The organism is Streptomyces sp. NPDC005438 (assembly GCF_040606315.1).
Lineage (GTDB): Bacteria > Actinomycetota > Actinomycetes > Streptomycetales > Streptomycetaceae > Streptomyces.
This window is the reverse complement of sequence record NZ_JBEXEP010000007.1, coordinates 87,758-112,523: the sequence shown is the minus strand read 5'-3', so window position 1 is coordinate 112,523 and position 24,766 is coordinate 87,758. Positions and strand designations below refer to the sequence as shown.

Sequence of the window (24,766 nt, the reverse complement as noted above, 5' to 3'; positions counted from 1 at the left end):
CGCCTCGGGCTTGCCCGGGGCGGTGCCCGCCGGCTCGCCCTCGGGCGCCGGCTCAGCCGGTGCCCCACCGGTGGTGGACGCGTCCTCCCGGGGCCCACCCTCCGAGGGCGCCGACCCCGCCGAGGGGCCAGGGCTGTCCGTACGGGCGGGCTCCCCGGTCGAGGTCACGGCACCGGTGGGGCCGGTGGGGTCGGCGGGGGTCGGGGTCCGTTCGGGGGTGGCGGGTGCTTCCCCGGCCGTACCCCTCCGTGTGGTCGGCCCGGGCTGCTCGGCTTCCCCGGCCTTCTCGGTATGGCCCTCACCGGTGGCGGGTTCCGCGTGGTGCCAGGGGGCGTCCGAGGAACGGGGCGCCGTCGGTGGCGAGGGTGCCGCAGGTGCCGTGGTCCCCTCGGCGGGGGTGCCGGCCGGCCCCGGGGTGGACGCCGGCTTCGAGGCCTGCTCCCCCGACGGCTCGGTGCCGGAGGTCTCCCGGGTGGCCGAGGCGGCCTCTTCGGACCGTTGACTGGCCGAGCCCCCGGAAGCGGTACGGGTCCGCCGCGCCGGACGCTCCGGGCTCTCCCCGTGTTGGCTGGCCGAGCCCCCGGAGGCACTGCGCGCACGCCGCGTCGGACGCTCACCCTCCGCGCGGGCCGCACCGGCACGGCCCCGGGCGGGGCGGGCGGGCGCGGGTGGCAGCTGGCCCTTGAGCGGCCCCCACTCGTTGGGGTCGGGTACGCCCGGAGGCAGCATCTGCCGCCGCTTGGGGCCGCCGTGGTCCGACTCGCCCGGCTCCTTCGCTCCGGGCCAGGCCTTGGCCACCCGGGCGGCGAGCACGAAGTCCTTGCGCAGCGGGTGGCCCTCGAAGGTCTCGGGCAGCAGCAGCGGTTCCAGGCCGGGGTGGTCGGTGAAGTCGACCCCGAACATCTCGTGGGTCTCCCGTTCGTGCCAGGTCGCCCCGGCGAACACCCCGGTGGCCGTCGGCAGTACGGGCGTCGCGTGGTCCACCGTGGTCCGCAGCAGCAGTCGCCGCAGGGGTCGGCCCGGTACGGGCAGTGCCGCGAGGTGGGCACAGATGCGGAAGCCGGCGTCCGGTTCGTCTACGGCGCTCAACCAGTCGAAGTAGCGGCACTCCAGCTGGTCCCGGGCCGTGGTCAGGGCCTCGATCCAGTGTTCCGGCGGCACGTCCACCGTCAGCAGCCGGTACGCCTCCTCGGCGGTGGCGCCCTCGCCGAACAGCGTCTCCGCGTCCTGGGGCAGCCAACCCACCGGTGCGGTCGGGCCGTTGGCCTCCGGCTCCTCGCTCACCGCCGCCCCTCCCCGTCCGGGGCGCCGCCCAAGTCGCCGTGGGAATCGCCGTGAGAGTCGCTGTCCGGGGCGCTGTCGGAGCCCCGGGTGGCGGGCGGGGCCACCAGCCCGCCCCGGAGGGCCGCCTTCGAGGGGCGGCGGGTGTAACGCTCGGCGGAGGACTCGCGGGCGATCTTCTCCTGGAGCTTCAGGATGCCCTGCAACAGCGCCTCCGGTCGGGGCGGGCAGCCCGGTACGTAGACGTCCACCGGGATGATCTGATCCACGCCCTTGGTCACCGCGTACGAGTCCCAGTAGGGGCCGCCACAGTTGGAGCAGGCGCCGAAGGAGATCACGTACTTGGGCTCCGGCATCTGCTCGTACAGCCGCTTCACCGCCGGGGCCATCTTGTCGGTGACCGTGCCGGAGACCACCATCAGGTCCGCCTGCCGGGGGCCGGGGGCGAAGGGGATCACGCCCAGCCGGATGAAGTCGTGCCGGGCCATGGACGCGGCGATGAACTCGATGGCGCAGCAGGCCAGACCGAAGTTGAAGACCCACAGGCTGTAGCGGCGGCCCCAGTTGAGGACCACCTTCATCGGCTCCGGCGCCAGCCGGGCCAGCGGCCCCAGCCTCGGCTCGGGCAGGTCGACCGTGGTACCGGACGTACGGGGTGTCAGCTCCACTCCAGGACCCCCTTCTTCCAGGCGTACAGCAGGCCCACCGTCAGGAAGCCCAGGAACACGAACATCTCGCCCAGGGTCACCGCGCCGTACCCGGACTCGGCGAACACCGTGGCCCAGGGGAAGAGGAAGATCGAGTCCACGGCGAAGATCACGTAGAGGAAGGCGTAGACGTAGTAACGGATCTGGGTGTGCGCCCAGCCCTCGCCCACCGGGTCGACCCCGCACTCGTAGGTGAGCATCTTCTCCCGCGTCGGCACCACCGGGCGCAGCAGTCGGCCGGTGGCGAAGGCCACCGCCACGAAGAGCACTCCCACGACCGCGACCAACCCGACGACCGTGTAGCCGTGGAAGTAGTCCGGCACGTCCTCGCCCTCACTCGCTGTCGGGGTGCCCGCCCACCGGGGGCACCTGTCGGGATGCGCCGTCACCCCTCGCGGGCCCTGGGGACGGGGGTCGTTCGGCGTTCCGTACCCCGGGAGTCTAGGCCCTGGCCTGCCGTACGAGGACGCCGGAGGGCACGTCCCGTTCCGTCCCGGACACCCCGACGGGACCGGGCCGCGAGGCCGTCTCCGGGGCGCCGCGTCGGGGGGCGCCGGTGGGGGTACCAGGGGTGGGGAAAACCCCAGGGCGGAAACGCCGACGTACCCGATGGCGCCCGACCGCCCCCGGCACCGAGGCTTGTCCTGGCATTGCCGACCGGTCAACGGACCGGCGGGACACGGCGGTACGGACGGGGAAGGCCCGATGGTCACCACTCTCGAAACCCTCCAGGCGCGACGGGAACGCACCCTGCCCTCCCTCGCCAGGGCGCCGCTGTCGGGCCGGTTCTGGCGGGAGCTGGCCTACGTGGTCAGCGGCATCCCCCTGGCGGCGGTGTTCTGGGCCCTCAGCGTCGCGCTGCTCGCCGCCAGTCTCGGACTGCTGATCACCTTCCTGGGCATCCCCCTGCTGGCCCTGACCCTGCACTACGCCGGCGGCGTCGGCGCGCTGGAACGTGGCCGCGCCCGCGTACTGCTGCGCTACGACGTGGGCTCCCCCCAGTCGGGCGCCGACTCGGGGCGGGGACTGATGGGCTGGCTGTCGGCCTCCCTCAGGAACGGCGAGTCCTGGCGGGCGCTGGCCTACTCCCTGGTCCACCTGCCCTGGGCGCTGGTCGCCGGGGTGGTCAGCCTGATGTTCTCCACCTACTCCCTGCTCGCCCTCACCTACCCCCTCTACGCCTGGACCTTCCCCCACTACCTCGACGAACCCGGCCTCCAGCTGTGGGGAGACGGCACCGTCGAGGGCAGCCACTACGTCGACAGCGTCCCGGAGATCGCCCTCACCTCCCTGGTGGGGCTGCTGCTGACCCTGGTCACCCCCTGGGTGGTCATGGGTCTCACCCAGGTCGACCGGCTGCTGTTGACCTGGCTGCTCAGCCCCTCCCCGCTGGCCAGCCGGGTACGGGAACTGGAGCGGGACAAGCTCACGGTCACCGACACCGCCTCCGCCGACCTGCGGCGCATCGAACGGGACCTGCACGACGGGGCACAGGCCCGCCTGGTCAACCTCGCCATGGGGCTGGGCCTGGCCAAGGAGAAGCTGCTCCAGGACCCCGAGGCCGCCGCGCGGATGGTCGACGAGGCCCACGGCGAGGTGAAGGTCGTCCTCCAGGAGCTACGGGACCTGGCGCGCGGCATCCATCCGGCGATCCTCACCGACCGGGGCCTCGGCCCGGCCCTGTCCCACCTCGCCACCCGGTGCACCGTGCCGGTCCAGGTACAGGTCGACCTCGCCACCCGCCCCGCCCAGGCAATCGAGGGCATCAGCTACTTCACCGTCTCCGAGCTGCTCCAGAACATCAGCAAGCACAGTCGGGCACGCCAGGCGGAGGTCGACATCTGGCGCAGCGGTGACCGCCTCATCCTCCAGGTCACCGACGACGGCCGGGGCGGTGCCCGCCCGGAGAACGGTTCGGGTCTGGCCGGGCTGGCCGAACGGCTCGACTCGGTGGACGGGCTGTTGGCCCTGCACTCCCCCGAGGGCGGTCCGACCACGGTCACCGTCGAACTGCCCTGGCGGGACTGAGCGGGACGGAGCGGGACTGAGGGGACGACGGTGGGATGCTGAACCCCGCGCGGTGGACGGGGCGCGACCGACGAGAGCGGGAGGGCAAGGGTGCGGGTGGTCATCGCCGAGGACTCGGTGCTGCTGCGGGAGGGGCTGACCCGGTTGCTCACCGACCGGGGCCACGAGGTGGTCGGTGGTGTCGGTGACGGGGAGGCGCTGGTGCGCCGGGTCGCCGAACTCGCGGACGGGGGGCGGCTCCCCGACGTGGTGGTGGCGGACGTACGGATGCCCCCGACGCACACCGACGAGGGCGTGCGGGCGGCCGTCGCCCTGCGGTCCCGCTACCCGGACCTGGGGGTGCTGGTGCTGTCGCAGTACGTGGAGGAGCAGTACGCCACCGAGCTGCTGGCGGGCTCCAGCCGGGGGGTGGGCTACCTGCTGAAGGACCGGGTCGCAGAGGTGCGGGAGTTCGTGGACGCGGTGGTACGGGTGGCCGAGGGCGGTACCGCCCTGGACCCCGAGGTGGTCGCCCAACTGCTGGGCCGCAGCCGGAAACAGGACGTGTTGGCCGGGCTCACGCCACGGGAGCGTGAGGTGCTGGCGCTGATGGCCGAGGGGCGCACCAACGCGGCGATCGCCTCCACCCTGGTGGTCAGCCACGGGGCGGTGGAGAAGCACATCAGCAACATCTTCCTCAAGCTCGACCTCAGCCCCAGCGAGGGGGACCACCGTCGGGTGCTGGCGGTGCTGCGGTACCTGGAGAACTGAGGGGCGGTGGGCCGGCGTGGGCCCGTGGACGGTGCGCCGCGCGCCGGTGGTCGACGGGGCCGGTGGCCGGTTGTGGTGGCCGGCGGCGAGAATATCTGGCGTGCTCGCGACAGAATTTCGTCTGACCTCCGTCGATATTATTCGGCGCCACTTCCTCCCTTTCTGAAAGGTTTTGACAAGCCGGCGGCACATGCTACTGTTTTTGCAGTTGCTGACACACTCACGCCGCGAGCCGGCCGGGTGGAGATCTCCACAATTCCAGGAACCCTGGATACGGGCGATCGTTACCAGTGACTCCGGGACGTGCACAGTGTGGGTTCCGGGCACAGCCCAGAAGGAGAATTATTTTGGCTACTGGCACCGTGAAGTGGTTCAACGCGGAAAAGGGCTTCGGCTTCATCGAGCAGGACGGCGGCGGCGCTGACGTCTTCGCCCACTACTCGAACATCAACGCCACCGGCTTCCGCGAGCTGCTCGAAGGCCAGAAGGTAAGCTTCGACGTCACCCAGGGCCAGAAGGGCCCGCAGGCCGAGAACATCGTTCCCGCCTGAAGCTGACGCATCTGTAGCGCTGGGGCCCGCACCTCGGGTGTGGGCCCCAGCGCTACGTGCTTTTCCGGGGAGGGAAACCGATCCCCGCACCGGGACACCCGGAGACCGGCTCACCCCGCGAGAGGGCGGACAGCGCCCCCGGACCGAGCCCGCCCACGCCGGCAGGCGTGAGGAAATCACCGCCACGAAGAACCCGGACAAGCGCGGCGCGTTCCGCCTTCACCGGCTGGTTCTCGCGGGTTGCTCGTGGAGAGATAAACCGTCCGAATTCCTCGACGTATTCCCGAGCACACCCGCCGAGAAAGGCCATCCATGACGCCTGGCAGGCTTTCCCCCCAGAGTTCCGACAATCCCCCTCGTACGAGAAGGTCGCCCGCCCACACGGCCGACTCCCCGGCCCCCTCCCGTCGACGACGGGGGCGCAGCCGCCCGGCGAGGACAGCCCCCGAGGCGTCCGGCGCCAGCACCGGTAACCGCCGGGGCGCCCGTACCGAGTTCGCGGCCATGTCGAGCGGCATCCCGATGCTGCCCGCCGTCGACAGCTTCGCCGCGATGCGGCTGCCCCAGCCCCTGGTACGACGGCTCTCCAGTGCGGGCGTGACCGTCCCGTTCCCCATCCAGGCGGCCACCCTGCCGAACTCGCTGGCCGGACGGGACATCCTGGGGCGCGGACGTACCGGCTCCGGCAAGACCCTGGCCTTCGGCCTCGCCCTGCTGGCCCGCACCGCCGGCCGACGTGCCGAACCCCGCGAACCGCTGGCCCTGGTCCTGGTGCCCACCCGCGAGCTGGCCCAACAGGTCACCGACGCCCTCACCCCCTACGCCCGGGCCACCCAGTTGCGGCTGGCCACGGTGGTCGGCGGGGTGTCCATCGGCCGCCAGGCCGCCGCCCTGCGCGACGGCGCCGAGGTGGTCGTCGCCACCCCCGGCCGCCTCACCGACCTCGTACAACGCGGCGACTGCCGCCTGGACCAGGTCGCCATCACGGTGCTGGACGAGGCCGACCAGTTGGCCGACATGGGGTTCCTGCCGCAGGTGACCCGGCTGCTCGACCAGGTGGCGCGGGGCGGCCAGCGCATGTTGTTCTCCGCCACCCTGGACCGCAACGTCGACCGGCTGGTCCGGGACTACCTGCACGACCCGGTGGTCCACTCCGTGGACCCGCCGACCGCCACGGTCACGGAGATGGAGCACCACGTACTCCACGTCCAGGAGACCGACAAGCGGGACACCACCACCGAGATCGCCGCCCGGGACGGGCGCGTGATCATGTTCCTGGACACCAAGCACGCCGTCGACCGGCTCACCAGGGACCTGCTGCGCCGGGGGGTCAGCGCGGGCGCCCTGCACGGCGGCAAGTCGCAGGCCCGCCGGACCCGCACCCTCACACAGTTCCGCGACGGCCTGGTCACCGTGCTGGTGGCCACCAACGTCGCGGCACGGGGCATCCACATCGCCGACCTGGACCTGGTCGTCAACGTCGACCCGCCCCACGACCACAAGGACTACCTGCACCGGGGCGGACGTACGGCCCGGGCCGGCGCCTCCGGCAGCGTGGTCACCCTGGTCCTGCCCAAGCAGCGCCGCGAGGTGGCCCGGCTGCTGGCGGTCGCCGGCATCCGGCCGCGCGTCACCCAGGTACGGCCCGGACAGGAGGAGTTGACCCGCATCACCGGGGCCCAGGCTCCCTCCGGGGTACCGATCACGATCACCTCGACCGAGGCCGCCCCGTCACGGCGGGGTCGCCGTCGAGGCCCCGGGCGTCGCGGTCGTCCCGGTTCACCGCGTCCGGCCGTCGCGGCCTGAGGCGGTCCGTGTTCCAGGGTGGGGCGGCGACCCGTCGCCCCACCCGGGAACGCCCCCGCCACGACCGTCGGGGAACACCTCGCGGCCCGTCCAGCACCGTCGGTCGTCCGCCGCCCTCGTAGCCGTTGCCGTTGCCGTTGCCGTTGCCGTTGCGGGAGGTTGACCGGCGGGGCGGGACGCAGGGGCTCCTCGGGGCAGGGGCGGGGCGATCACGGTGGGTGGACGTGGGTGGGGCGGGATCCCGGGCTGGGCGGTCACGGGCGGAACGCGGTGGCGGCCGACGCTCACTTCCCCTGTCGGGCCCGCATCTCGGCGTTGATGCGCTGCGCCTCTTCCAGTTGGTCCTCAAGGATGATGATGCGGCAGGCCGCCTCCAACGGGGTGCCCGCGTCGATCAGTTCACGGACGCGGACGGCCACCCGTAGCTGGTAACGGGAGTAGCGGCGGTGCCCCCCGGCGGACCGCAGGGGGGCGATCAGCTTGGCCTTGTCGAGAGTACGCAGAAAAGCGGGGGTGACTCCCAGCAACTCGGCGGCCCGCCCCATGCTGTAGGCGGGGTAGTCCTCGTCATCCAGCTTGCTGTCGAGGGCTTGGGGTTCTGGGTCCATTGCACCTTCCACGGCTCGTACCACCCGGAGATCGCGTTGTCACACCCGGCATCGGGGCTCCGGGGCTTCCCCGGCGGGGTCCCGTTGTCCGTCAGGACCGCGGAACCCACCTGGCCACGCCGCGCATGGAGGGGCCTCGTGGTGGCCCCCGTCCCGCGCCGGGGATGACGGGATAACCGGCCGGGGCACGCCCGACGGGTCACGTCCGCATCCAATGGTGCACCAAGGCCCCCTTCCTTTGGTGGCCCGTCCCTCCCTCTCCCGGAACGCGTGGCGCATCCCTCCCGGAACCGGTAGAGCCACCCCGCCCCTCGCCCACCATCGCCCGACCCCCACGCCAACCCGGACCGGACCAGCCGGCACCCCACGGAAGACCAGCCCCCCACACCAGAGGCCCCGGCCCCACAGGCGTCCCACCCACCAGAGGCCCCGGCAGGCCCCCGAGGCCGGGGGAAGGCGACCACCCCAGGGCCAGAGCCAGCCGGCGGGCAATCACCCCACGAAGCCGACCCACAGAGGGCAGGCCCCCGCCCGGGCCCCCAACCCGGAAACCGGCGAGCGGCCCGACAACCGAGGAACGATCCCGGTCACCGAACCACCGCATCAAGCCGGAACAGGCCGGAACAGACTGGGCGAGGTCGGGGCAGAAACAGCCCGAGCCAGAACAGGTCAGGCAGGCTCAAGGCGTCAGCCCGAGCCAGAACAGGCCGGGCTGGGCCGGGCCCAAGGCGTCAGGTCGGAACAGGTCAGGCCGAGCCGGGGATGTCAGGCCAGCCGACGGTCTTCGGGGTTTCCCCTGCCCCCCTTCCCCCCATGCCCACCCTCCGCCACCTCCTCCGAGACGCCCGGGGGTGCGCGCAAACCGGCCCCCGGGCGTGATCGACCTCCGCCTCACCCGGTGGCCGGCCATGCGTCATGGCAGGTCACAGCGGGTCCGTGCGGTGCTCGAAGCGGAGATCACCGCGGCGGGATCCATCTTGCACGGATCGCCGGAAGCGTGCGTCGAGTTATCCACAGGTGCCCCTATTTGTCACACAACTCCGTGAAGAGGGGCCACACCCGGGCGGGACTTCACTCGTCTCACTGGGCGTTCCACGATGTAGGCGCCCGAAGGTAGGAGACCCTTACCCACGTACGATGGCGGGCGAGTCGCAGCCTCGTGAGGAGGTTCCCAGCAGTGACCAGCCAGGTCGACACCACCGAAGACCAGCCGCAGGATCCCAAGGAGGTCCGGCAGCTGGATCGGGTGATCATTCGGTTCGCCGGTGACTCCGGTGACGGAATGCAGCTCACCGGTGACCGTTTCACCTCGGAGACCGCCAGCTTTGGAAACGACCTTTCCACGCTGCCGAACTTCCCGGCGGAGATCCGCGCGCCCGCCGGGACGCTGCCGGGAGTGTCCAGCTTCCAGCTGCACTTCGCGGACCACGACATCCTGACGCCGGGTGACGCGCCCAACGTCCTGGTGGCGATGAACCCGGCCGCGCTCAAGGCGAACGTGGCCGACCTCCCGCCCGGGGCGGAGGTCATCGTCAACACGGACGAGTTCACCAAGCGGGCCATGGCCAAGGTGGGCTACGACAGCAGCCCCCTGGAGGACGGCTCGCTGGAGGCCTACCGGGTCCATCCGGTGCCGTTGACCACGTTGACGGTGGAGGCCCTCAAGGAGTTCGACCTGGGCCGCAGGGAGGCCGGGCGGTCGAAGAACATGTTCGCCCTGGGCCTGCTGTCGTGGATGTACAACCGGCCCACCCAGAGCACCGAGACCTTCCTGCGGACCAAGTTCGCCAAGAAGCCGGCCATCGCCGAGGCCAACATCGCGGCGTTCCGGGCGGGTTGGAACTTCGGCGAGACCACCGAGGACTTCGCGGTGTCCTACGAGGTGGCCCCGGCCGCCTCGGCGTTCCCTCCGGGGACCTACCGCAACATCTCGGGGAACCTGGCCCTGTCCTACGGGCTGATCGCCGCCGCCCAGCAGGCGGACCTGCCGCTGTACCTGGGCTCGTACCCGATCACCCCGGCCTCGGACATCCTGCACGAGCTGTCGAAGCACAAGAACTTCGGTGTCCGCACCTTCCAGGCGGAGGACGAGATCGCCGGTATCGGCGCGGCCCTGGGGGCGGCGTTCGGTGGGCAGTTGGCGGTGACCACCACCTCCGGTCCGGGGGTGGCGTTGAAGTCGGAGACGATCGGGCTGGCGGTCTCCCTGGAGTTGCCGCTGCTGGTGGTGGACATCCAGCGGGGTGGTCCCTCCACGGGGTTGCCGACCAAGACCGAGCAGGCGGACCTGATGCAGGCGCTGTACGGGCGCAACGGTGAGGCCCCGGTGCCGGTGGTGGCCCCCTCGACGCCGGCGGACTGTTTCACGGCGGCGCTGGACGCGGCGTGGATCGCCCTGACCTACCGGACCCCGGTGTTCCTGCTGTCGGACGGCTACCTGGCGAACGGCTCGGAGCCGTGGCGGGTGCCGGAGGTGGACGAACTGCCGGACCTGCGGGTGCGGTTCGCCTCCGGGCCGAACCACGAACTCGCGGACGGCACCGAGGTGTTCTGGCCGTACAAGCGGGACCCGGAGACCCTGGCGCGGCCCTGGGCGGTGCCGGGCACCCCCGGGTTGGAGCACCGTATCGGGGGGATCGAGAAGCAGGACGGCACCGGCAACATCTCGTACGACCCGGCGAACCACGACCACATGGTGCGCACCCGTCAGGCGAAGGTCGACGGGGTGCGGGTGCCGGACGTGGTGGTGGACGACCCGGACGGGCAGGCCAGGGTGCTGGTGTTGGGCTGGGGGTCGACCTTCGGTCCGATCACGGCCGGGGTGCGGCGGGTGCGCCGTGCCGGGCAGCACGTGGCGCAGGCGCACCTGCGGCATCTGAACCCGTTGCCGGCGAACCTGGGCGAGGTGCTGCGGTCCTACGACCGGGTGCTGGTGCCGGAGATGAACCTGGGGCAGCTGGCTCGGCTGCTGCGGGCGGAATACCTGGTGGACGTGGCCTCGTTCACGCAGGTGACGGGCCTGCCGTTCAAGGCCGAGCAGTTGGAGCACGCCCTGATCAGCGCTCTTGAGGAGGCAGCGCACCATGACTGAGGTGTCACCGGGTCTCGTGGAGGAGACCCCGCTGACCGGACAACCTCCCGCTCCGCCCGAGCCGACGGCGCTGTCTCTGGTGCCGAAGGCCGAGGCCAAGCAGTCGATGAAGGACTTCAAGTCGGACCAGGAGGTCCGCTGGTGCCCCGGCTGTGGTGACTACGCGGTGTTGGCCGCGGTGCAGGGGTTCATGCCGGAGTTGGGGCTGGCGCGTGAGAACATCGTCTTCGTCTCCGGTATCGGCTGTTCGTCGCGGTTCCCGTACTACATGAACACCTACGGGATGCACTCGATCCACGGGCGGGCGCCGGCGATCGCGACGGGGCTGGCCTCGGCGCGGCGGGACCTGTCGGTGTGGGTGGTGACCGGTGACGGCGACGCGCTGTCGATCGGCGGCAACCACCTGATCCACGCGCTGCGGCGGAACGTGAACCTGAAGATCCTGCTGTTCAACAACCGGATCTACGGGTTGACCAAGGGGCAGTACTCCCCGACCTCGGAGGCCGGCAAGGTCACCAAGTCGACGCCGATGGGGTCGCTGGACTCGCCGTTCAACCCGGTGTCGTTGGCGTTGGGCGCGGAGGCGTCGTTCGTGGCGCGGACGGTGGACTCCGACCGTCAGCATCTGACGCAGGTGTTGCGGGAGGCGGCGGACCATCCGGGTACGGCGCTGGTGGAGATCTACCAGAACTGCAACATCTTCAACGACGGTGCCTTCGAGGTGCTGAAGGACAAGAAGCAGGCGCAGGAGGCGGTGATCCGGCTGGAGCACGGGCAACCGATCCGGTTCGGCCTGCCGGACGAGGACGGTCTGGGTTCCCAGGGTGTGGTGCGGGATCCGGCGACCGGTGAGCTGCGGGTGGCCGAGGTCGCCGAGGTGGGCGCGGACGCGGTGTTGACGCATGACGCGCACGCGGAGTCGCCGGCGACGGCGTTCGCCCTGTCGCGGTTGGCGGACGCGGACACCCTGCACCGTACGCCGATCGGTGTGCTGCGCAGTGTGCGTCGGCCGGTGTACGAGCAGTTGATGGCGGAGCAGTTGGAGCGGGCCGTGGAGCAGCACGGCAAGGGTGATCTGGCCTCGTTGTTGGCCGGGAGTGACACCTGGACCGTGGTGGGTTAGTCCCGCTGGTTCCCGCTGTGGGGGCGGCCCGGATCCTGGGGATCCGGGCCGTTTCCCTTGTGCGGGCCGGGTGCGCGTCGGGCGGGCGCCGGGTGCGTCCCCCGGGTGAGGCCGTCCGCGTCAGGACCGTATGCCGGAACGCGGATGACGGCGGTTCGGGGTGGGCGTTACCGTCGAGGTCACCGCACCAGCGAGGAGGCTGCCTTGGCTGCTCAGGCCGAACACCGCACGGGTTTGCTGTACGGCTTCGGCGCCTACGGTCTGTGGGGGTTGATGCCGCTGTACTGGCATCTGCTGGAGTCGACCGGTGCCACGGAGGTGTTGGGGCACCGGATGGTGTGGGCGTTGCCGGTGGCGGTGGCGATGCTGGCGGTGGCGGGGCGCTGGTCGTGGATCGGTCCGCTGGTGCGGGATCCGCGTCGGTTGGCGCTGGTGGTGGTGGCGGCCACGGTGATCTCCGTCAACTGGGGGCTGTTCATCTGGTCGGTGACGGTGGGCCGGGTGTTGGAGGCTTCGCTCGGGTACTTCATCAACCCGCTGGTGTCCATCGCGTTCGGGGTGCTGCTGCTGCGGGAGCGGTTGCGGCCGACGCAGTGGGTGGCGGTGGGGATGGGGGTGAGCGCGGTGGTGGTGATGGCCGTGGCGTACGGGCGGCTGCCGTGGGTGTCCCTGGTGCTGGCGTTCAGTTTCGCCACGTACGGGCTGGTGAAGAAGCGCATCCGGTTGGACGGGGTGGAGGGGTTCACCGCGGAGACGGCGGTGCTGTTCCTTCCGGCCGCCGGGTACCTGGTGTTCCTGGCGTCCCGTGGGGAGTCGACGTTCCTGGCCGAGGGGCCGGGCCACACTCTGCTGTTGGCGGTCTCGGGGTTGGCGACGGCGATCCCTCTGGTGCTGTTCGGGGCGGCGGCGGTGCGGTTGCCGTTGAGCACGGTGGGGTTGTTGCAGTATCTGGCGCCGGCGTCGATGTTCGTGCTGGGGGTGTTGGCCTTCCACGAGGAGATGCCGGCGGAGCGGTTGGCCGGTTTCGCGTTGGTGTGGCTGGCGTTGGCGGTGCTGACCACGGACGCCCTGCGGCAGGCGCGCCGTTCCCGGGTGGCGGCGCGGGCGGTGGCGCGGGCGGGCGGCGCGGGCCGCCCGGCGCCGGTGGTGGCCGAACCGGCGGAGGCGGCCGGGGAGTTGGCGCAGCTTGGTGGGGAGTCGGTGCGGGACGAGGAGCGGTCAGGCTGACCGGCCGAGTTGTGCGGGGTCGACCGGGGTGGCGAAGGGGCGTCCGTGGACGTGGTTCTCGATCTCGGACAGGGCGTGGTCGGCCAGGCGGTGGAGTTCGTTGCCCAGCGAGCCGGCGACGTGGGGGGTGAGGAGCACGTTGGGCAGGTCGTAGAGGGGTGAGTCGGGGGCCGGGGGTTCGGGTTCGGTGACGTCGAGTACGGCGTGGAGTCGGCCGTCGCGCAGGTGGGGCAGGAGGGCCTGTTCGTCGACGAGGGAGCCCCGTGAGGTGTTGACGAGGGTGGCGCCGTCGGGCATGAGCCGCAGTTGGTGGGCGCCGATCATGTGGTGGGTGCTGGGGAGTTGGGGGGCGTGGACGGTGACCACCTGGCTGTGGGCGCACAGGTGGTCGAGGTCGGCGGGTTCGGCGCCGAGTTGCCGTGTCTGTTCGTCGCTGAGGTGGGGGTCGTGGAGCAGGACGCGCAGGTCGTGGGGGCGGAGGAGGGTGATCAGGCGGCGGCCGATGTGGGAGGCGCCGATGACGCCGACGGTGCGCTGGTAGTTGCCGTGGTGTTCGAGTGCGCGGTGCCAGTCGTGGGGGGCTCGTAGGTGCCGGTAGTGGTGGGCGGCGTGGAGGACTCCCTTGTTGGCGAGGAGGATGACGGCGAGGGTGTACTCGGCGACCGGCTGGGCGTTGGCCTCGGTGGCGGTGGTGATCTCCAGTCCGCGCTGCCAGCAGGCGTCGGTGACGTGGTGCCGTACCGATCCGGCGGCGTGGACGACGGCCCGGAGTCGGGGGGCGGCTTCCAGTACGGGTGCGGTGAGCGGGGGCGCGCCCCAGCTGGTGAGCAGGAGTTCGGCTTCGGCGAGGGCGGCGGCGACCTCGGGGGTGGGGTGGTCGAGGCGGTCGGCGACCAGGTCGGGGTCGGTGTGGGTGAGTCGGGTGAGCCGTTCGCGGTGGTGGGGGGTGAGGAGTCGGCGGGCGATGTCGGGGTCCATGGCGAGCAGCAGTGCGGGGCGGCGTGGGGTGGACATGGTGCGGCTCCTGACCGGTGGGGGTGGGGTCGGGGAGGTGCGGCGGTGATCCTGCTGGTGGGGCGGGGCGAAGTCAAGAACGGCTCGGGGGGTGTGGGCGGGCCGTGTTGACGTGGGGTGGGGTGCCGGTGAGGCTGGCCGCGCCCGTTGTCGCCCCGGTCGGGGAGGTTCCGTTGGTGTCGCCGGTCTTGTCGTTGCCGCCGGAGGATCGGGGGCTGAGCCCGTACACGGGGTGGACCCGTGGGCACTGGGAGGCGGTCTGTGACGGGTTGGTGGGGGCGGTGCGGGCCCATGCCTCGCCGGGGCACGGGCTGGTTCCGTTGCCGGGTGGGCGCCCCAGTGTGTCGGGGGTCCGTTCGGACGGGTTGGAGGGGTTCGCCCGTACGCTGCTGGCCGCCGCCTGGCGGGTGGCCGGGGCCGGGGGGCGGGATCCGTGGGGGCATCTGGAGTGGTACGCCCGGGGGTTGGAGTCGGGTACGCGGCGGCCCACGGCGGTGCGGGGGTGGACCGGTGGTGACCGGGAGTCCTGGCCGTTGGTGGGCGAGGTGCGGCAGGCGAGGGTGGAGTCGGCGTCGGTGGCTCTGGCGCTGCGGGTGACCCGTCCGTGGTTGTGGGAGCGGTTGCCGCAGGGGGTACGGGAGCGAGTGGTGGCGTGGTTGCTGCCGTCGTTGGGGCCGTCGCCGGTGGACAACAACTGGTGGCTGTTCGGGTTGACGGTGGGGGGTTTCCTGCGGGAGGTGGGGGTCGAGACCGAGCGGGCGGACCGGGCGGTGGACCGGGGGTTGGAGCGGATCGAGGAGTGGTACCGGGGCGGGGGCTGGTACAGCGACGGGGACAACCGGGCGTTCGACCACTACAACGGTTGGGCGCTGCACTTCTATCCGGTGCTGCACGCCCATCTGTCCGGTGACGCGGCCCTGTTGGAGCGGTACGGGGCGCGGTTGCGGGCGCATCTGGAGGGCTTCACGCGGCTGTTCGGCACGGAGGGTTCCCCGCTGGTGTTCGGTCGTTCGTTGACGTACCGGTTCGCCACGGTGGCGGCCCCGTGGCTGGGGGCGCTGACCGGGTACGGCCCGCTGTCGGCGGGCGCCACCCGGCGGCTGGCGTCGGGGGTGTTGCGGCACTTCGTGGACCACGGGGCGCCGGACGGGCGGGGGTTGCTGTCGTTGGGCTGGCACGGTCCCCATCCGCCGATGGTGCAGGGCTACTCGGGGCCGGCCTCCCCGTACTGGGCCAGCAAGGGGCTGCTGGGGTTGCTGGCGCCGGCGGGGCATCCGGTGTGGACGGAAGTGGAGGAGCCGCAGCCGTCCGAGGGGGCGGACCGGGTGACCGCGCTGGCGGCGCCGGGGTGGCTGGCCCAGTCGACGGCGGTAGACGGGCTGGTGCGGTTGCACAACCACGGCAGCGTCTCGGTGTCCCCTCCCCCGGACCCGTACTACGGGCGGTTCGCCTACTCCACGGCGACCGGGCCGACGAGTGAGGGCCCGGCGGTGGAGGGGCTGGCGGACAACCACTTCGCGCTGTGGCATCGGGGGGCGTGGACGGTTCGGGGTCCCCTGGAGCCGCTGGGGGTGGGTGCGGGCTGGGCGGCCTCGGCGCATGTGCCCCTGGGTGGGGACGGCCGGGAGCTGTCGGGTACGCGGGTGGTGTCGGTGACCCTGGCGCGGGGTCGGGTGGAGGTGCGGGCGCACCGGGTGGTGGGGGCCGAGCCGGGCACCGGGGTGCGGCAGACGGGCTGGGCGGCCGGGCCGGGGTTGACGTCGGCGCTGCTGCCGGGGCCCGGGTACCGGGATGGGGTGGGGTGGCGGGTGGGTGGGGCGACGCCGTTGGCCGGGCGTCCGCTGGTGCCGCTGGTGCGGGGGCGGGTCGGCGATCGGGCCGGTGCGCTGTTCGTGGCGGCGGCCTCGCTGACCGCCGAACCGGACCCGGAGCCGTTGCGGCACCTGGTCCAACTGGGCCTGGACCAGGGCGTGTTGGAGGTGCGTTGGGCGGACGGCGCGGTGTGGTGGCTGCGGTGGGAGGAGGATCTGCCACGGGTGGAGGCGGGCTGACGAGGGCCGCCGGGGGTGACCCGGGGTGGGGGGTGGCCACCCCCTTAAGCTTTCACTTAGGTGAGGCTAACCTTTGTTCATGGCCAAGCGCAGCAAGTACGTCAAGCCGTCCCGTCGGGAGTTCCTGCGCGCCGAGGTGCTCGCCAGCAGACAGCTCTCCCCCCACTTCGTACGGGTCACGGTGGGCGGCCCACAGCTCGCGCGGTTCCAACCCATGGGCTACGACCAGTGGTTCCGGCTGTTCCTGCCGAACGGGCGGGGCGTCCTCAGGGCGCCGAGCAACAGCCAGACCTGGGTGGCCCAGTACATGCTGGAGTCACTGAAGTCCCGGGAGAACCGGCCGGTGGGCCGCAACTACACGGTGCGCGACTTCCGCCAGCCCGGGCGGGGCGTCCACGGCGAGGGCGCGGAACTGGACATCGACTTCGCCCTGCACCAGGACGCCGAGGGCCACATGGGTCCGGCCACCCGCTGGGCCACCACCGCGCGGCCCGGGGACCCGCTGGTGCTGTACGACGAGGGCATCACCTACCAGCCCACCCCCGACGCACGCTGGCAGCTGCTGGTGGGAGACGAGACCGCGCTCCCGGCCATCGCCGGCGTCATCGGGTCCGCCGGCGAGGAGCTGCGGGCCGAGGTGTTCGTCGAGATCCCCCACCCCGAGGACGCCCAGAAGCTGGAGCTACCGGAGGGCGTACGGCTCAACTGGCTGCCCCGGCGGGACGGTTCGGAGCCGACCGGAACCCTGGCCCTGCGGGCGGTGCGGCAGGCCGAACTGCCCGAGGGACCGGGCTACGCCTTCCTGGCCGGCGCCCAGTCCATGGTGTCCGGGCTGCGCCGGCACCTGGTCGACGACCGGGGTCTGGCCAAGGAGGCGATCACCTTCACCGGCTACTGGCGCTGAGGCCCCGGTGACGTCAACTCGTCGGTATCCGCGCGTGCACCCGGGTGCCGTGGGGGCTGCGCAGCACCCGCAGGGCCCGGGTGTGGGCGCGTACCAGGGGAAGCCCCCGGCCGCAGGGAGCGCCGGCGTCCGCCACGGCACGGCGGACACCCAGCCGGGACCGCCACCGCCCGGAGTCCTCCACCACGACCGTCACCCCACGGTGGCCGACGGCCAGCCGCAGGGTGACGCGGGCGCTGCCACTGTGCAGCAGCACGTTGGTGACCAGTTCGGTCACCACCACGCACAGCGCGTCCTCGACGTCCTCGGACAGCGCCCATCGGCGGGAGGCCACACGCGCACGCCTCCTCAGCAGGGCGACCGCCTGCGCGGTCACCGGTACGGTCAACACGTCCGTGCCTGGCGTGGCGGACTCCTTGGAGGATTCCACGGACTGGTCGCCGACACTGCTGAGGGTGGGGGGTTCGGCAGTGGGGGTTGCCTGGGCAGTGCGCATGTGGTTTCCCGGCGGGTTCCGCCTGGTGGGGGTCAGGCGGTCGGTGGGGACTCGGGCGGTGGGTGCACCTCGGTTCCTGGTCGTCTGAGCGGCCCCAGACGGGAACCGGTTGCCCACCACAGTGGTCAAAATCACGCTCGGACACAATCAGAGGGCCGGAAGTACGGATACGCAATTAACCCGGGGGCCGGGTCGCGTACCGGGGGTAGTTTTGGTGCGCGTTATCTCCGTAGCGTGTCTACCCGGGTAGAACGGCGGGGACCTCGCTCTACCCGACGGGGGTACTCCCGTGGGACGTGCCCCGGGGCGTGCCCGGAGAGAGGGGTGACGGCTTGGCGATGACAGGCGCTACGGGCGGTACGGGTGACAGGGGCCCCGCGATACGTCGGCTGCTGGAGTCCGAGGCGCGGCACCCGGTGGTGGTGCTGCTGTCCGGTACGGCCGGCGCGGGCCGTACCCGGCTGGTGAACCGGTTGCTGGACCAGGGCTGCCGCTGGCCGGTGGGCCTGGCCGTACGGTTCACCCGGCACGGACCCCGCCCCCTGGACGGGACGGCGCGGGCCACCCCGGCGCGCGCCCCCGAAAACACCCAGGCCGTTTCGGCCGCCCCGGACGCCGAGGCCCCTCCCCCCGATCCCGGTACCGCCCTGGAGGAGTTGCTGTCGGCCCGTACGCCGACCCTGCTGGTGGTCGAGGACGTCCATCTGGCCCCCGAACCCGTACGGCTGGCCCTGCGCCGGCTGCTGGAACTCGCACCCCCCGGGCTGCGCGCCCTGTTGACCTTCCGACCCGAGGAACTGCCCCTGGCCGGGCTGCCGTTGGGGATGGCCGTGGAGTACCCCGGCGACGCCGAGATCGTCCGGTTCTGTCTGCCCCCGCTGACCGAGGACGAGGTGCGGGCCCTGGCGGAGGAGGCCCTGGGCGAGGGGCGCTGTGAGCCGAGGTTCACCGAGCGGCTGTGGCGCCGTGGCGCGGGGGTGCCCCAGGTGGTGGTGGACCTGCTGCGGATGCTGCGGGACGGGGACGGCCCACGCCGTCTGACCTCGCTGGAACTGGACGCCCTGCCCTCACCGCCCCGGCTGGCCGAACTGGTGCTGGGCCGCCTGGCCGCCCTGGACGAGCGGGCCTGGGCGATGGTGTCGGCGGCGGCGGTACTGGACGAGCCGGCGACCGTGGAGGAACTCCGCGAGGTCGCGGACCTGGAGCCCTCGGCCGCCCGGGCCGGCCTGCTGGCCGCCGACCGGGCGTCGGTACTGGGCGAACGGGGCGACGGCCGCTGCGGGTTCACGGTTCCGGTGGCCGCCTCGGCGGTGTACGAGGTGGTACCCGGCCCCGTACGACGGGAGGCCCACGCCCGGGCGGCGCGGGTACTGGCCCGACGTCAGCCGGTGGACTGGGCCGCCCTGGCGCGGCACCGCCGGGCCGGCGGCCAGGTACGGGGGCTGCTGCGGGCGGTCGAACGGGCCGTGGAGGAGGCCTCGGCCGCCGGGGAGCACCAGTTGGCGATCCGGCTGCTGGAGGAGACCCTCGAACACTCCGCCCTGCCCCGGGAGCAGCGGACCCGGCTGGTGCTGCTGCTGGCGCGCAACGCGGTGGTGGGACTGCGGGACGACGAGACGGTACGGGTACTGCGCCGGCTGGTGGCGGACGTGTTCCTGCCCGACCAGTTGCGCGGGGAGATGCGGCTGGAACTGGGGCTGCTGCTGACCAGCCAGGCCGGCCTGTTCGAGGAGAGCCGGGTCCAACTCGCCCGCGCCACCGAGGAGTTGCGGGAACGGCCCGGGCTCGCCGCCCGGGCGATGTCCTCGCTGGCCATGCCGTACTGGCCGGGCGGCACCCTGGCGGAGAACCTGCGCTGGATAGAGCGGGCCCTGGCCGCCGCGAAGGAGAGCGGGGACCTGGTGGTGCAGGCGGCGGTGCAGGCCAACCGGACCGCCATCCTGGTCAACATCGGCGACCCCGACGCCTGGGAGGAGGTGGAACGTCTCCCCTGGGACAGCGAGGAGTTGGCCTGCCGCCAACACGCGGCGCGCGGCATGTGCAACTCGGCGGACGGCGCGGTGTGGATCGGCTGGTACGAGCGGGCCTACGAACTGCTGGACCGGGGCCGCGACCTGGCCGCCCGTACCGGGGCCGCGCACGCCGAACGCACCGGCTGGAGCACCACCCTGCTGCTGGACTGGGCCACCGGCCGCTGGGCCGGGCTGGTGGAACGGGCCCGCACCCAGGTCAACGAGGCCGGCGAGGGCTCCCTCGCGGCCAGCGACGCCCAGTTGGTGCTGGGCCGTATCGCCCTGGCCCGTGGCGAGTGGGTGGTGGTCGAACAGTGCCTGGCCCCGCCCAGCGTGCTGGCGCTCAGCAGCGGCGCGGTCCCGTTGATGGCGGCGGCCTCCAGCCTGCGCATCCGGTTGGCGCTGGCCCGGCAGGACGAGGAGTCCGCCGCCGCCGAGGCCGAGGACGCCTGGGCCCGGGTACGGGAGAAGGGCGTGTGGGTGTGGGCCACCGAGCTGGCCCCCTGGGCGGTGGAGGCCCTGATCCGGGTCGACCGGGCGGGGCTGGCCCAGGAGTGGGTGACCGAGTACCGCACCGAGGTGGCCGGCCGGTCCGCCCCCAACGTGGCGCCGGCCCTGGCCATGTGCCGGGCGATGCTCGCCGAGGGCGAGGGCGACCCGGAGGCGGCGACCCGGCTGTTCCGGGAGGCCGCCGCCGGTTACCGGACCCTCCCCCGCCCCTACGACACCGCGCTCTGTCTGGAACGGGCCGCCCGCTGCGCCCTGGAGGCCGAGGGCGCCCCGCCCGGTGCCGTCGGGGACGACCTGGCGGAGGCGGTCGAACTGCTGGACCGGCTGGGCGCCAGCTGGGACGCCGCCCGGGCCAGGGCCGCCCTGCGCACCCGCCACCAGTTGGAGCCCCGGCCCCCGGGCCGGCCCGGCTACGGCATGGAACTGTCGCCCAGGGAACGGGAGGTGGCCACCCTCGCCGGGGGCGGCCTCACCAACCGGGAGATAGCGGCCACCCTGCATCTGTCGTCCCGCACCGTGGAGCAGCACGTGGCCCGGGCGCTGCGCAAACTCGGCGCCGAGTCCCGGCAGGACCTCAGCCGGCTCACCGAGCAGGAACGCACCCCCTGACCGACCTCACCGACCTGACCAGGTCTGGTCGGTCAGACCGGTCCTGCCCGGACCGATCGGGCCGGTCCGCCTGAGTCGCACGGCACCCCCGACCGGCGCCGGGATGGGCGCCCCGCAGGGCGCGGGCCACCGTGGGGCAGGCGGTGCCCAGCGGCGCCGGCCGTCCACCGGGGTCGACAGCGGGTCAGTGCGGCCCCTCGATGGTCGCCCCCGACGGGGCGGGCCCCAGAAGGTGGACGGTACGCGGGGCACCCCGGCCAGCTCGGGGCGAGGCCCGTACGCCACGGTGACGGCTCCCCGCTCCCCCACCGTCCGGGCCCCGGCCGGCAGCCGCCCCGAACCCGTACGACCACCACGCGCCCACCCCGACAGCGACGACCGCAGGGGGGCGGGGTCGCTCGTGCGCCCCTGGCGCCCCACCCGGAACCAGCCCCACAGGGGCCGGCCGGGGGCGGTTGACCCCACGTCCACCCCCGACACCACCCACATCCCCGTACCCCCGACCGGCGCCGGGATGGCCGGCCCGCAGGGCGCGGGGGGCTGGACGGACCCGGGCCGGGGTCGGGCCGATGCCGGGGTGGGGGCGGCCTACTTGCGGTTGTACAGCCGCATGGTGAGGGTGCCGAACACCACGGTGAACAGGGCCCCGGACACCAGGACCCAGGTGATCTCCCCGGCGTTCCACTCCCCGGCCATCAGGCCGCGTACGGCGGCGACCAGGTGGGCCACCGGGTTGACGTCCACGAAGGCCTGGAGCCAGCCGGGCATGGTCCTGGGGTCGACGAACACGTTGCTGAGGAAGGTCATCGGGAACAGCACCATCATGCTGACGCCCATCACGGACTTCTCACTGCGCAGCAGCAGACCGAACATGGTCCACACCCAGGAGAAGGCGAAGGAGAACGCCACCAGCAGGACGATCCCGGCCGCCGCCCCGGCCGCGCCGCCCTCGGGGCGGAACCCGAGGATCAGCCCGACGGTGAGGATCACCAGGGAGGCGATGGTGTACCGGAAGCCGTCGCCCAGGAGGTAGCCGACCATGGTGGACGGGCGCCAGACGGACAGGGTGCGGAAGCGGTCGAAGACGCCCTTCTCGATGTCGTTGTTGACCGCGACCCCGGTGTACATCGTGATCATGATGACGCTCATCACCATGATCCCGGGCAGGACGAACTGGAGGTAGTCCCCCGTCGAACCGGCGATCGCCCCTCCGAAGAGGTAGGTGAACATCAGCGTCATCATGATCGGGAACGCCGTCACGTCGAACAGCTGCTCCGGCACGTGCTTGATCTTGAGCATGGCCCGCCAGCCGAAGGTCAGCGAGGCGGACAGGGCGCTGGGGCGGGGTGGACGTTCGCCGGTGTCCAGCACGCTGACCAGGCTCTCGGCGGTGACCGGGGCCAACTCCGGCGACTTGGTGGTGGGAGCGGTCGTCATGGCGTGGGCTCCTTGGGGTCGTGGGAGTGGTCGGCGGGCCGGTCGGTGAGGGCGAGGAACACCTCGTCCAGGCTGGGCTGTCCCAGGGCGAAGTTGTCGACGACGATGCCCGCGTGGGCCAGTTCCGCCAGCGCGCGGGAGGCCTGCTCCGCGGCGGCCCCGGCGCCGTTGGCGGCCGTCCGGGCGGAGTCCCCGTTGGTGGAGGGGGTGCCGGCCCCGCCCACCCGGGCGGTGAGGGCGACCGGGTCCGGCTCCAACTGCACCTCGGCGTCCAGGGTCTTGGCCAACAGGCGCTGGGCCTCGGCCCGTTGGGCCGGGTCGTGCAGCCGTACGTGCACGCTGCCGGCGCCCACGGAGGCCTTCAGCTCACCCTTGGTGCCCTCGGCGATGACCCGGCCGTGGTCGATGACCGCGATCCGGGAGGCCAACTGGTCGGCCTCGTCGAGGTACTGGGTGGTGAGCATGACGGTGGTGCCCATCCGCACCACGGCCCGGATGATCTCCCACACCTGGTTGCGGCTGCGGGGGTCGAGGCCGGTGGTGGGCTCGTCCAGGAACAGCAGGTCGGGGGTGTTGAGGATGCTGGCGGCGATGTCCAGCCGGCGGCGCATACCCCCGGAGAAGTTCTTCACCTGGCGGTCGGCGGCCTCGGCGAGCCCGAACGCGTGGAGCATCTGCGCGGCGCGGTCCCGGGCGGCGGCCCGCCGGTGGCCCAGCAGCCGGCCGAGCAGCACGAGGTTCTCCGCGCCGGTGAGGTCCTCGTCCACCGAGGCGTACTGTCCGGTGAGGCTGACCCGGCTGCGTACCGCGTCGGCCTCGCGCACCACGTCGTGCCCGAAGACCCGGGCCTCCCCGGCGTCGGGGCGCAGCAGGGTGGCGAGCATCCGTACGGCGGTGGTCTTGCCGGCCCCGTTGGGGCCGAGTACGCCGTAGACCGTGCCGGGTTGGACGCTGAGGTCCACCCCGTCCACGGCGCGGTTGTCGCCGAAGACCTTGACCAGGCCGTGGGTCTCGATGGCCGGTCCGTTGTGGGAACCCTTCACGCGTGCTCACCCCTGACGGTGGTCGACGCCGGGCGTCGCGAGGATGTGTGGCCGCTTCCCAGGACAGCACCGATCGTGCCTGGGGGATACGGGTTTTTCGTCCGGGGCGGCGGGGAGTGGGTGCCCCGGTGGCGGGATGGCTGTGTCATGGTTCGGCCTTCTTGGCGGAGGAGTGCGGTGGGGTGGCTGGTGGCTGTCGTGGTGGGCAGACGGCGCGGGCGGGGAGAACTCATCGGTCGGCCACCTCTTCGACGAGTGTGACGGCCGCCACTGACATCGGCCGGGGGGCTGACCAGGGGCGGGCCGGCGGGGCGGGGCCGGCTTGTCCGGGTTGTCGTACGATCGCCGGATGGGAGCCGCGAACCCGCCCGGCGCCTCCCCCGGTGGTCCCGTGGACGGTGGCCGGCGGCCCGAGGGGGAGCACGGGCCGTTGTCCGAGCCCGCTCCGGGTGAGCGGGTCGAGACGGCGCTGCGCGCGGCGCAGCGGTACTACCTCCAGGGTTCGACCATGGGGGCGATCGCCAAGGAGCTGGGCACCAGCCGTTCCACCGTCTCCCGGCTGTTGAGCTACGCCCGGGAGGCCGGGCTGGTGGAGATCCGGGTGCACCGGCCGGCGTCCCGGGTGGCGGAGGCGGAGCAGCGTATCCGGGAGCGGTACCGGGTGCGGGCGCACGTGGTGCGGGTGCCGGCGACGGCCAGCAACGTGGAGCGGCTGGAGCTGACCGCGATCCAGGCGGCGCGGGTGATCAACTCGGTGTTCGACTCGGACATGGTCATCGGGCTGTCCTGGGGCACGATGGTGAACGCGATCAGCCACTGTCTGATCCCCAAGCCGGTGCACAACTGTCAGATCGTGCAGCTGAACGGCGCGGGCAACTCCCGGGTGACCGGGACGCACTACTCCCACCAGATGTTCTCCGCGTTCGGCACGGCCTTCGACGCGGTGGTGCGGCAGCTGCCGACGCCGTTGTTCTTCGACTCGGCCGACACCAAGCGGGCGTTGTTCGCCGAGCGGGCGGTGCGGGGGGTCACCGAACTCCAACTGGCCGCCGACGCGGCCCTGTTCAGCGTGGGGACGGTGACCGACGGGGTGCCCAGCAGCCCGTATCTGGCCGGGTACTTCCTGGACGACTCGGACTTCGCCTCCCTGGCCCGGGACCGGGCCGTGGGCGACATCGCCACGGTCTTCCTGCGGGCCGACGGCAGCCACCACGGCATCCGGCTGAACGAGCGCACCAGCGGCCCCGACCTGGACCGGCTGCGGGAGGTGGACCACCGGATCTGCGCGGTCTCCGGCGACCACAAGATCCCCGCCCTGGTCGCCGCGCTGGAGGGCGGCTACGTCAGCCACCTGGTGCTGGACGAGCGGACGGCCCGGCTGTTGATCGCCGCCCTGGAGCACCGTTGAGCGGGTTCGCGTGCGGGCTCCGTACCTGATCAGACGCACGATCGGCTCACCGTGCACATATGTGCGTAACCCTGGTGAAACGTGCGGGACCGGGTGCATGGTGTCGGGCA

The 24,766-nt window shown here is 72.5% G+C and carries 19 protein-coding genes; 11 read left to right on the top strand and 8 right to left on the bottom strand.

All coding sequences use genetic code 11. The features are described 5' to 3' along the window. The 3 genes from ABZT14_RS16475 to ABZT14_RS16465 all read right to left on the bottom strand — a co-directional run. Positions 1-1,284: NADH-quinone oxidoreductase subunit C (locus tag ABZT14_RS16475; RefSeq protein ID WP_356302540.1), on the bottom strand; the 1,284-nt coding region annotated here is incomplete at its 3' end. Continuing rightward, positions 1,281-1,949 (bottom strand): NADH-quinone oxidoreductase subunit B family protein, encoded by a 669-nt coding sequence (locus tag ABZT14_RS16470; RefSeq protein WP_356302537.1) that lies wholly within the window; start codon positions 1,947-1,949, stop codon positions 1,281-1,283. The genes ABZT14_RS16475 and ABZT14_RS16470, both read right to left, overlap by 4 nt. Then, complete coding sequence (locus ABZT14_RS16465) at positions 1,940-2,311, bottom strand: NADH-quinone oxidoreductase subunit A (protein WP_356302534.1); 372 nt, start codon at positions 2,309-2,311, stop codon at positions 1,940-1,942. The genes ABZT14_RS16470 and ABZT14_RS16465 overlap by 10 nt, the downstream gene beginning before the upstream one ends. 382 nt (positions 2,312-2,693) lie before the next feature. On the opposite strand from ABZT14_RS16465, the gene ABZT14_RS16460 reads away from it, so the two are divergent. The 4 genes from ABZT14_RS16460 (at position 2,694) to ABZT14_RS16445 (ending at position 7,123) form a co-directional block, all read left to right on the top strand. Beyond that, positions 2,694-4,016, top strand: coding sequence for a sensor domain-containing protein (locus tag ABZT14_RS16460; RefSeq protein WP_356302531.1), 1,323 nt, complete (start codon positions 2,694-2,696; stop codon positions 4,014-4,016). Between the two features lie 90 nt (positions 4,017-4,106). Then, positions 4,107-4,766 carry a response regulator transcription factor gene (locus ABZT14_RS16455; RefSeq protein WP_356302529.1) on the top strand — a complete coding sequence of 220 codons (660 nt, stop codon included), beginning with the start codon at positions 4,107-4,109 and terminating at the stop codon, positions 4,764-4,766. Positions 4,767-5,113: 347 nt separating this feature from the next. Continuing rightward, complete coding sequence (locus ABZT14_RS16450) at positions 5,114-5,317, top strand: cold-shock protein (protein ID WP_030877404.1); 204 nt, start codon at positions 5,114-5,116, stop codon at positions 5,315-5,317. A gap of 312 nt (positions 5,318-5,629) precedes the next feature. Then, complete coding sequence (locus ABZT14_RS16445) at positions 5,630-7,123, top strand: DEAD/DEAH box helicase (protein WP_356302524.1); 1,494 nt, start codon at positions 5,630-5,632, stop codon at positions 7,121-7,123. Positions 7,124-7,407: 284 nt separating this feature from the next. On the opposite strand, the gene ABZT14_RS16440 is transcribed toward ABZT14_RS16445, so the two are convergent. Then, the gene (locus tag ABZT14_RS16440) at positions 7,408-7,731 is read right to left on the bottom strand and encodes a MerR family transcriptional regulator (RefSeq protein ID WP_356302521.1); all 324 of its coding nucleotides are present in this window, start codon (positions 7,729-7,731) and stop codon (positions 7,408-7,410) included. Between the two features lie 1,177 nt (positions 7,732-8,908). Between ABZT14_RS16440 and ABZT14_RS16435 the strand changes: the two genes are divergently transcribed. The 3 genes from ABZT14_RS16435 to rarD all read left to right on the top strand — a co-directional run bounded on the left by ABZT14_RS16435 (position 8,909) and on the right by rarD (position 13,172). Beyond that, the gene (locus ABZT14_RS16435) at positions 8,909-10,822 is read left to right on the top strand and encodes a 2-oxoacid:acceptor oxidoreductase subunit alpha (RefSeq protein ID WP_356302518.1); all 1,914 of its coding nucleotides are present in this window, start codon (positions 8,909-8,911) and stop codon (positions 10,820-10,822) included. A gap of 106 nt (positions 10,823-10,928) precedes the next feature. Beyond that, positions 10,929-11,945 carry a 2-oxoacid:ferredoxin oxidoreductase subunit beta gene (locus tag ABZT14_RS16430; protein ID WP_356303110.1) on the top strand — a complete coding sequence of 339 codons (1,017 nt, stop codon included), beginning with the start codon at positions 10,929-10,931 and terminating at the stop codon, positions 11,943-11,945. A gap of 204 nt (positions 11,946-12,149) precedes the next feature. Beyond that, the gene (gene rarD, locus ABZT14_RS16425; protein ID WP_356302515.1) at positions 12,150-13,172 is read left to right on the top strand and encodes an EamA family transporter RarD; all 1,023 of its coding nucleotides are present in this window, start codon (positions 12,150-12,152) and stop codon (positions 13,170-13,172) included. Here rarD and ABZT14_RS16420 read toward each other — a convergent pair. Continuing rightward, entirely contained in the window at positions 13,164-14,186 is a 1,023-nt protein-coding gene (locus ABZT14_RS16420; RefSeq protein ID WP_356302512.1) for a hydroxyacid dehydrogenase, read from the bottom strand. The two genes, rarD and ABZT14_RS16420, sit on opposite strands and share 9 nt — an antisense overlap. Before the next feature lie 188 nt (positions 14,187-14,374). On the opposite strand from ABZT14_RS16420, the gene ABZT14_RS16415 reads away from it, so the two are divergent. Together ABZT14_RS16415 and ABZT14_RS16410 are read left to right on the top strand one after the other, a co-directional pair. Then, the gene (locus ABZT14_RS16415; RefSeq protein WP_356303108.1) at positions 14,375-16,237 is read left to right on the top strand and encodes a DUF2264 domain-containing protein; all 1,863 of its coding nucleotides are present in this window, start codon (positions 14,375-14,377) and stop codon (positions 16,235-16,237) included. A gap of 79 nt (positions 16,238-16,316) precedes the next feature. After that, the gene (locus ABZT14_RS16410) at positions 16,317-17,141 is read left to right on the top strand and encodes a siderophore-interacting protein (protein ID WP_356302509.1); all 825 of its coding nucleotides are present in this window, start codon (positions 16,317-16,319) and stop codon (positions 17,139-17,141) included. A gap of 13 nt (positions 17,142-17,154) precedes the next feature. On the opposite strand, the gene ABZT14_RS16405 is transcribed toward ABZT14_RS16410, so the two are convergent. Next, positions 17,155-17,637 (bottom strand): ATP-binding protein, encoded by a 483-nt coding sequence (locus tag ABZT14_RS16405; protein ID WP_356302507.1) that lies wholly within the window; start codon positions 17,635-17,637, stop codon positions 17,155-17,157. 338 nt (positions 17,638-17,975) lie between these two features. Between ABZT14_RS16405 and ABZT14_RS16400 the strand changes: the two genes are divergently transcribed. Further along, the gene (locus ABZT14_RS16400; RefSeq protein WP_356302504.1) at positions 17,976-20,768 is read left to right on the top strand and encodes a LuxR C-terminal-related transcriptional regulator; all 2,793 of its coding nucleotides are present in this window, start codon (positions 17,976-17,978) and stop codon (positions 20,766-20,768) included. Between the two features lie 588 nt (positions 20,769-21,356). Here the strand turns inward: ABZT14_RS16400 and ABZT14_RS16395 are convergent. After that, the gene (locus tag ABZT14_RS16395) at positions 21,357-22,205 is read right to left on the bottom strand and encodes an ABC transporter permease (RefSeq protein ID WP_356302501.1); all 849 of its coding nucleotides are present in this window, start codon (positions 22,203-22,205) and stop codon (positions 21,357-21,359) included. Then, the gene (locus ABZT14_RS16390) at positions 22,202-23,248 is read right to left on the bottom strand and encodes an ATP-binding cassette domain-containing protein (RefSeq protein WP_356302499.1); all 1,047 of its coding nucleotides are present in this window, start codon (positions 23,246-23,248) and stop codon (positions 22,202-22,204) included. The genes ABZT14_RS16395 and ABZT14_RS16390 overlap by 4 nt, the downstream gene beginning before the upstream one ends. 349 nt (positions 23,249-23,597) lie before the next feature. Here ABZT14_RS16390 and ABZT14_RS16385 point away from each other — a divergent pair, with 349 nt between their 5' ends. Next, entirely contained in the window at positions 23,598-24,656 is a 1,059-nt protein-coding gene (locus ABZT14_RS16385) for a sugar-binding domain-containing protein (RefSeq protein ID WP_356302496.1), read from the top strand. Positions 24,657-24,766: the final 110 nt, after the last annotated feature.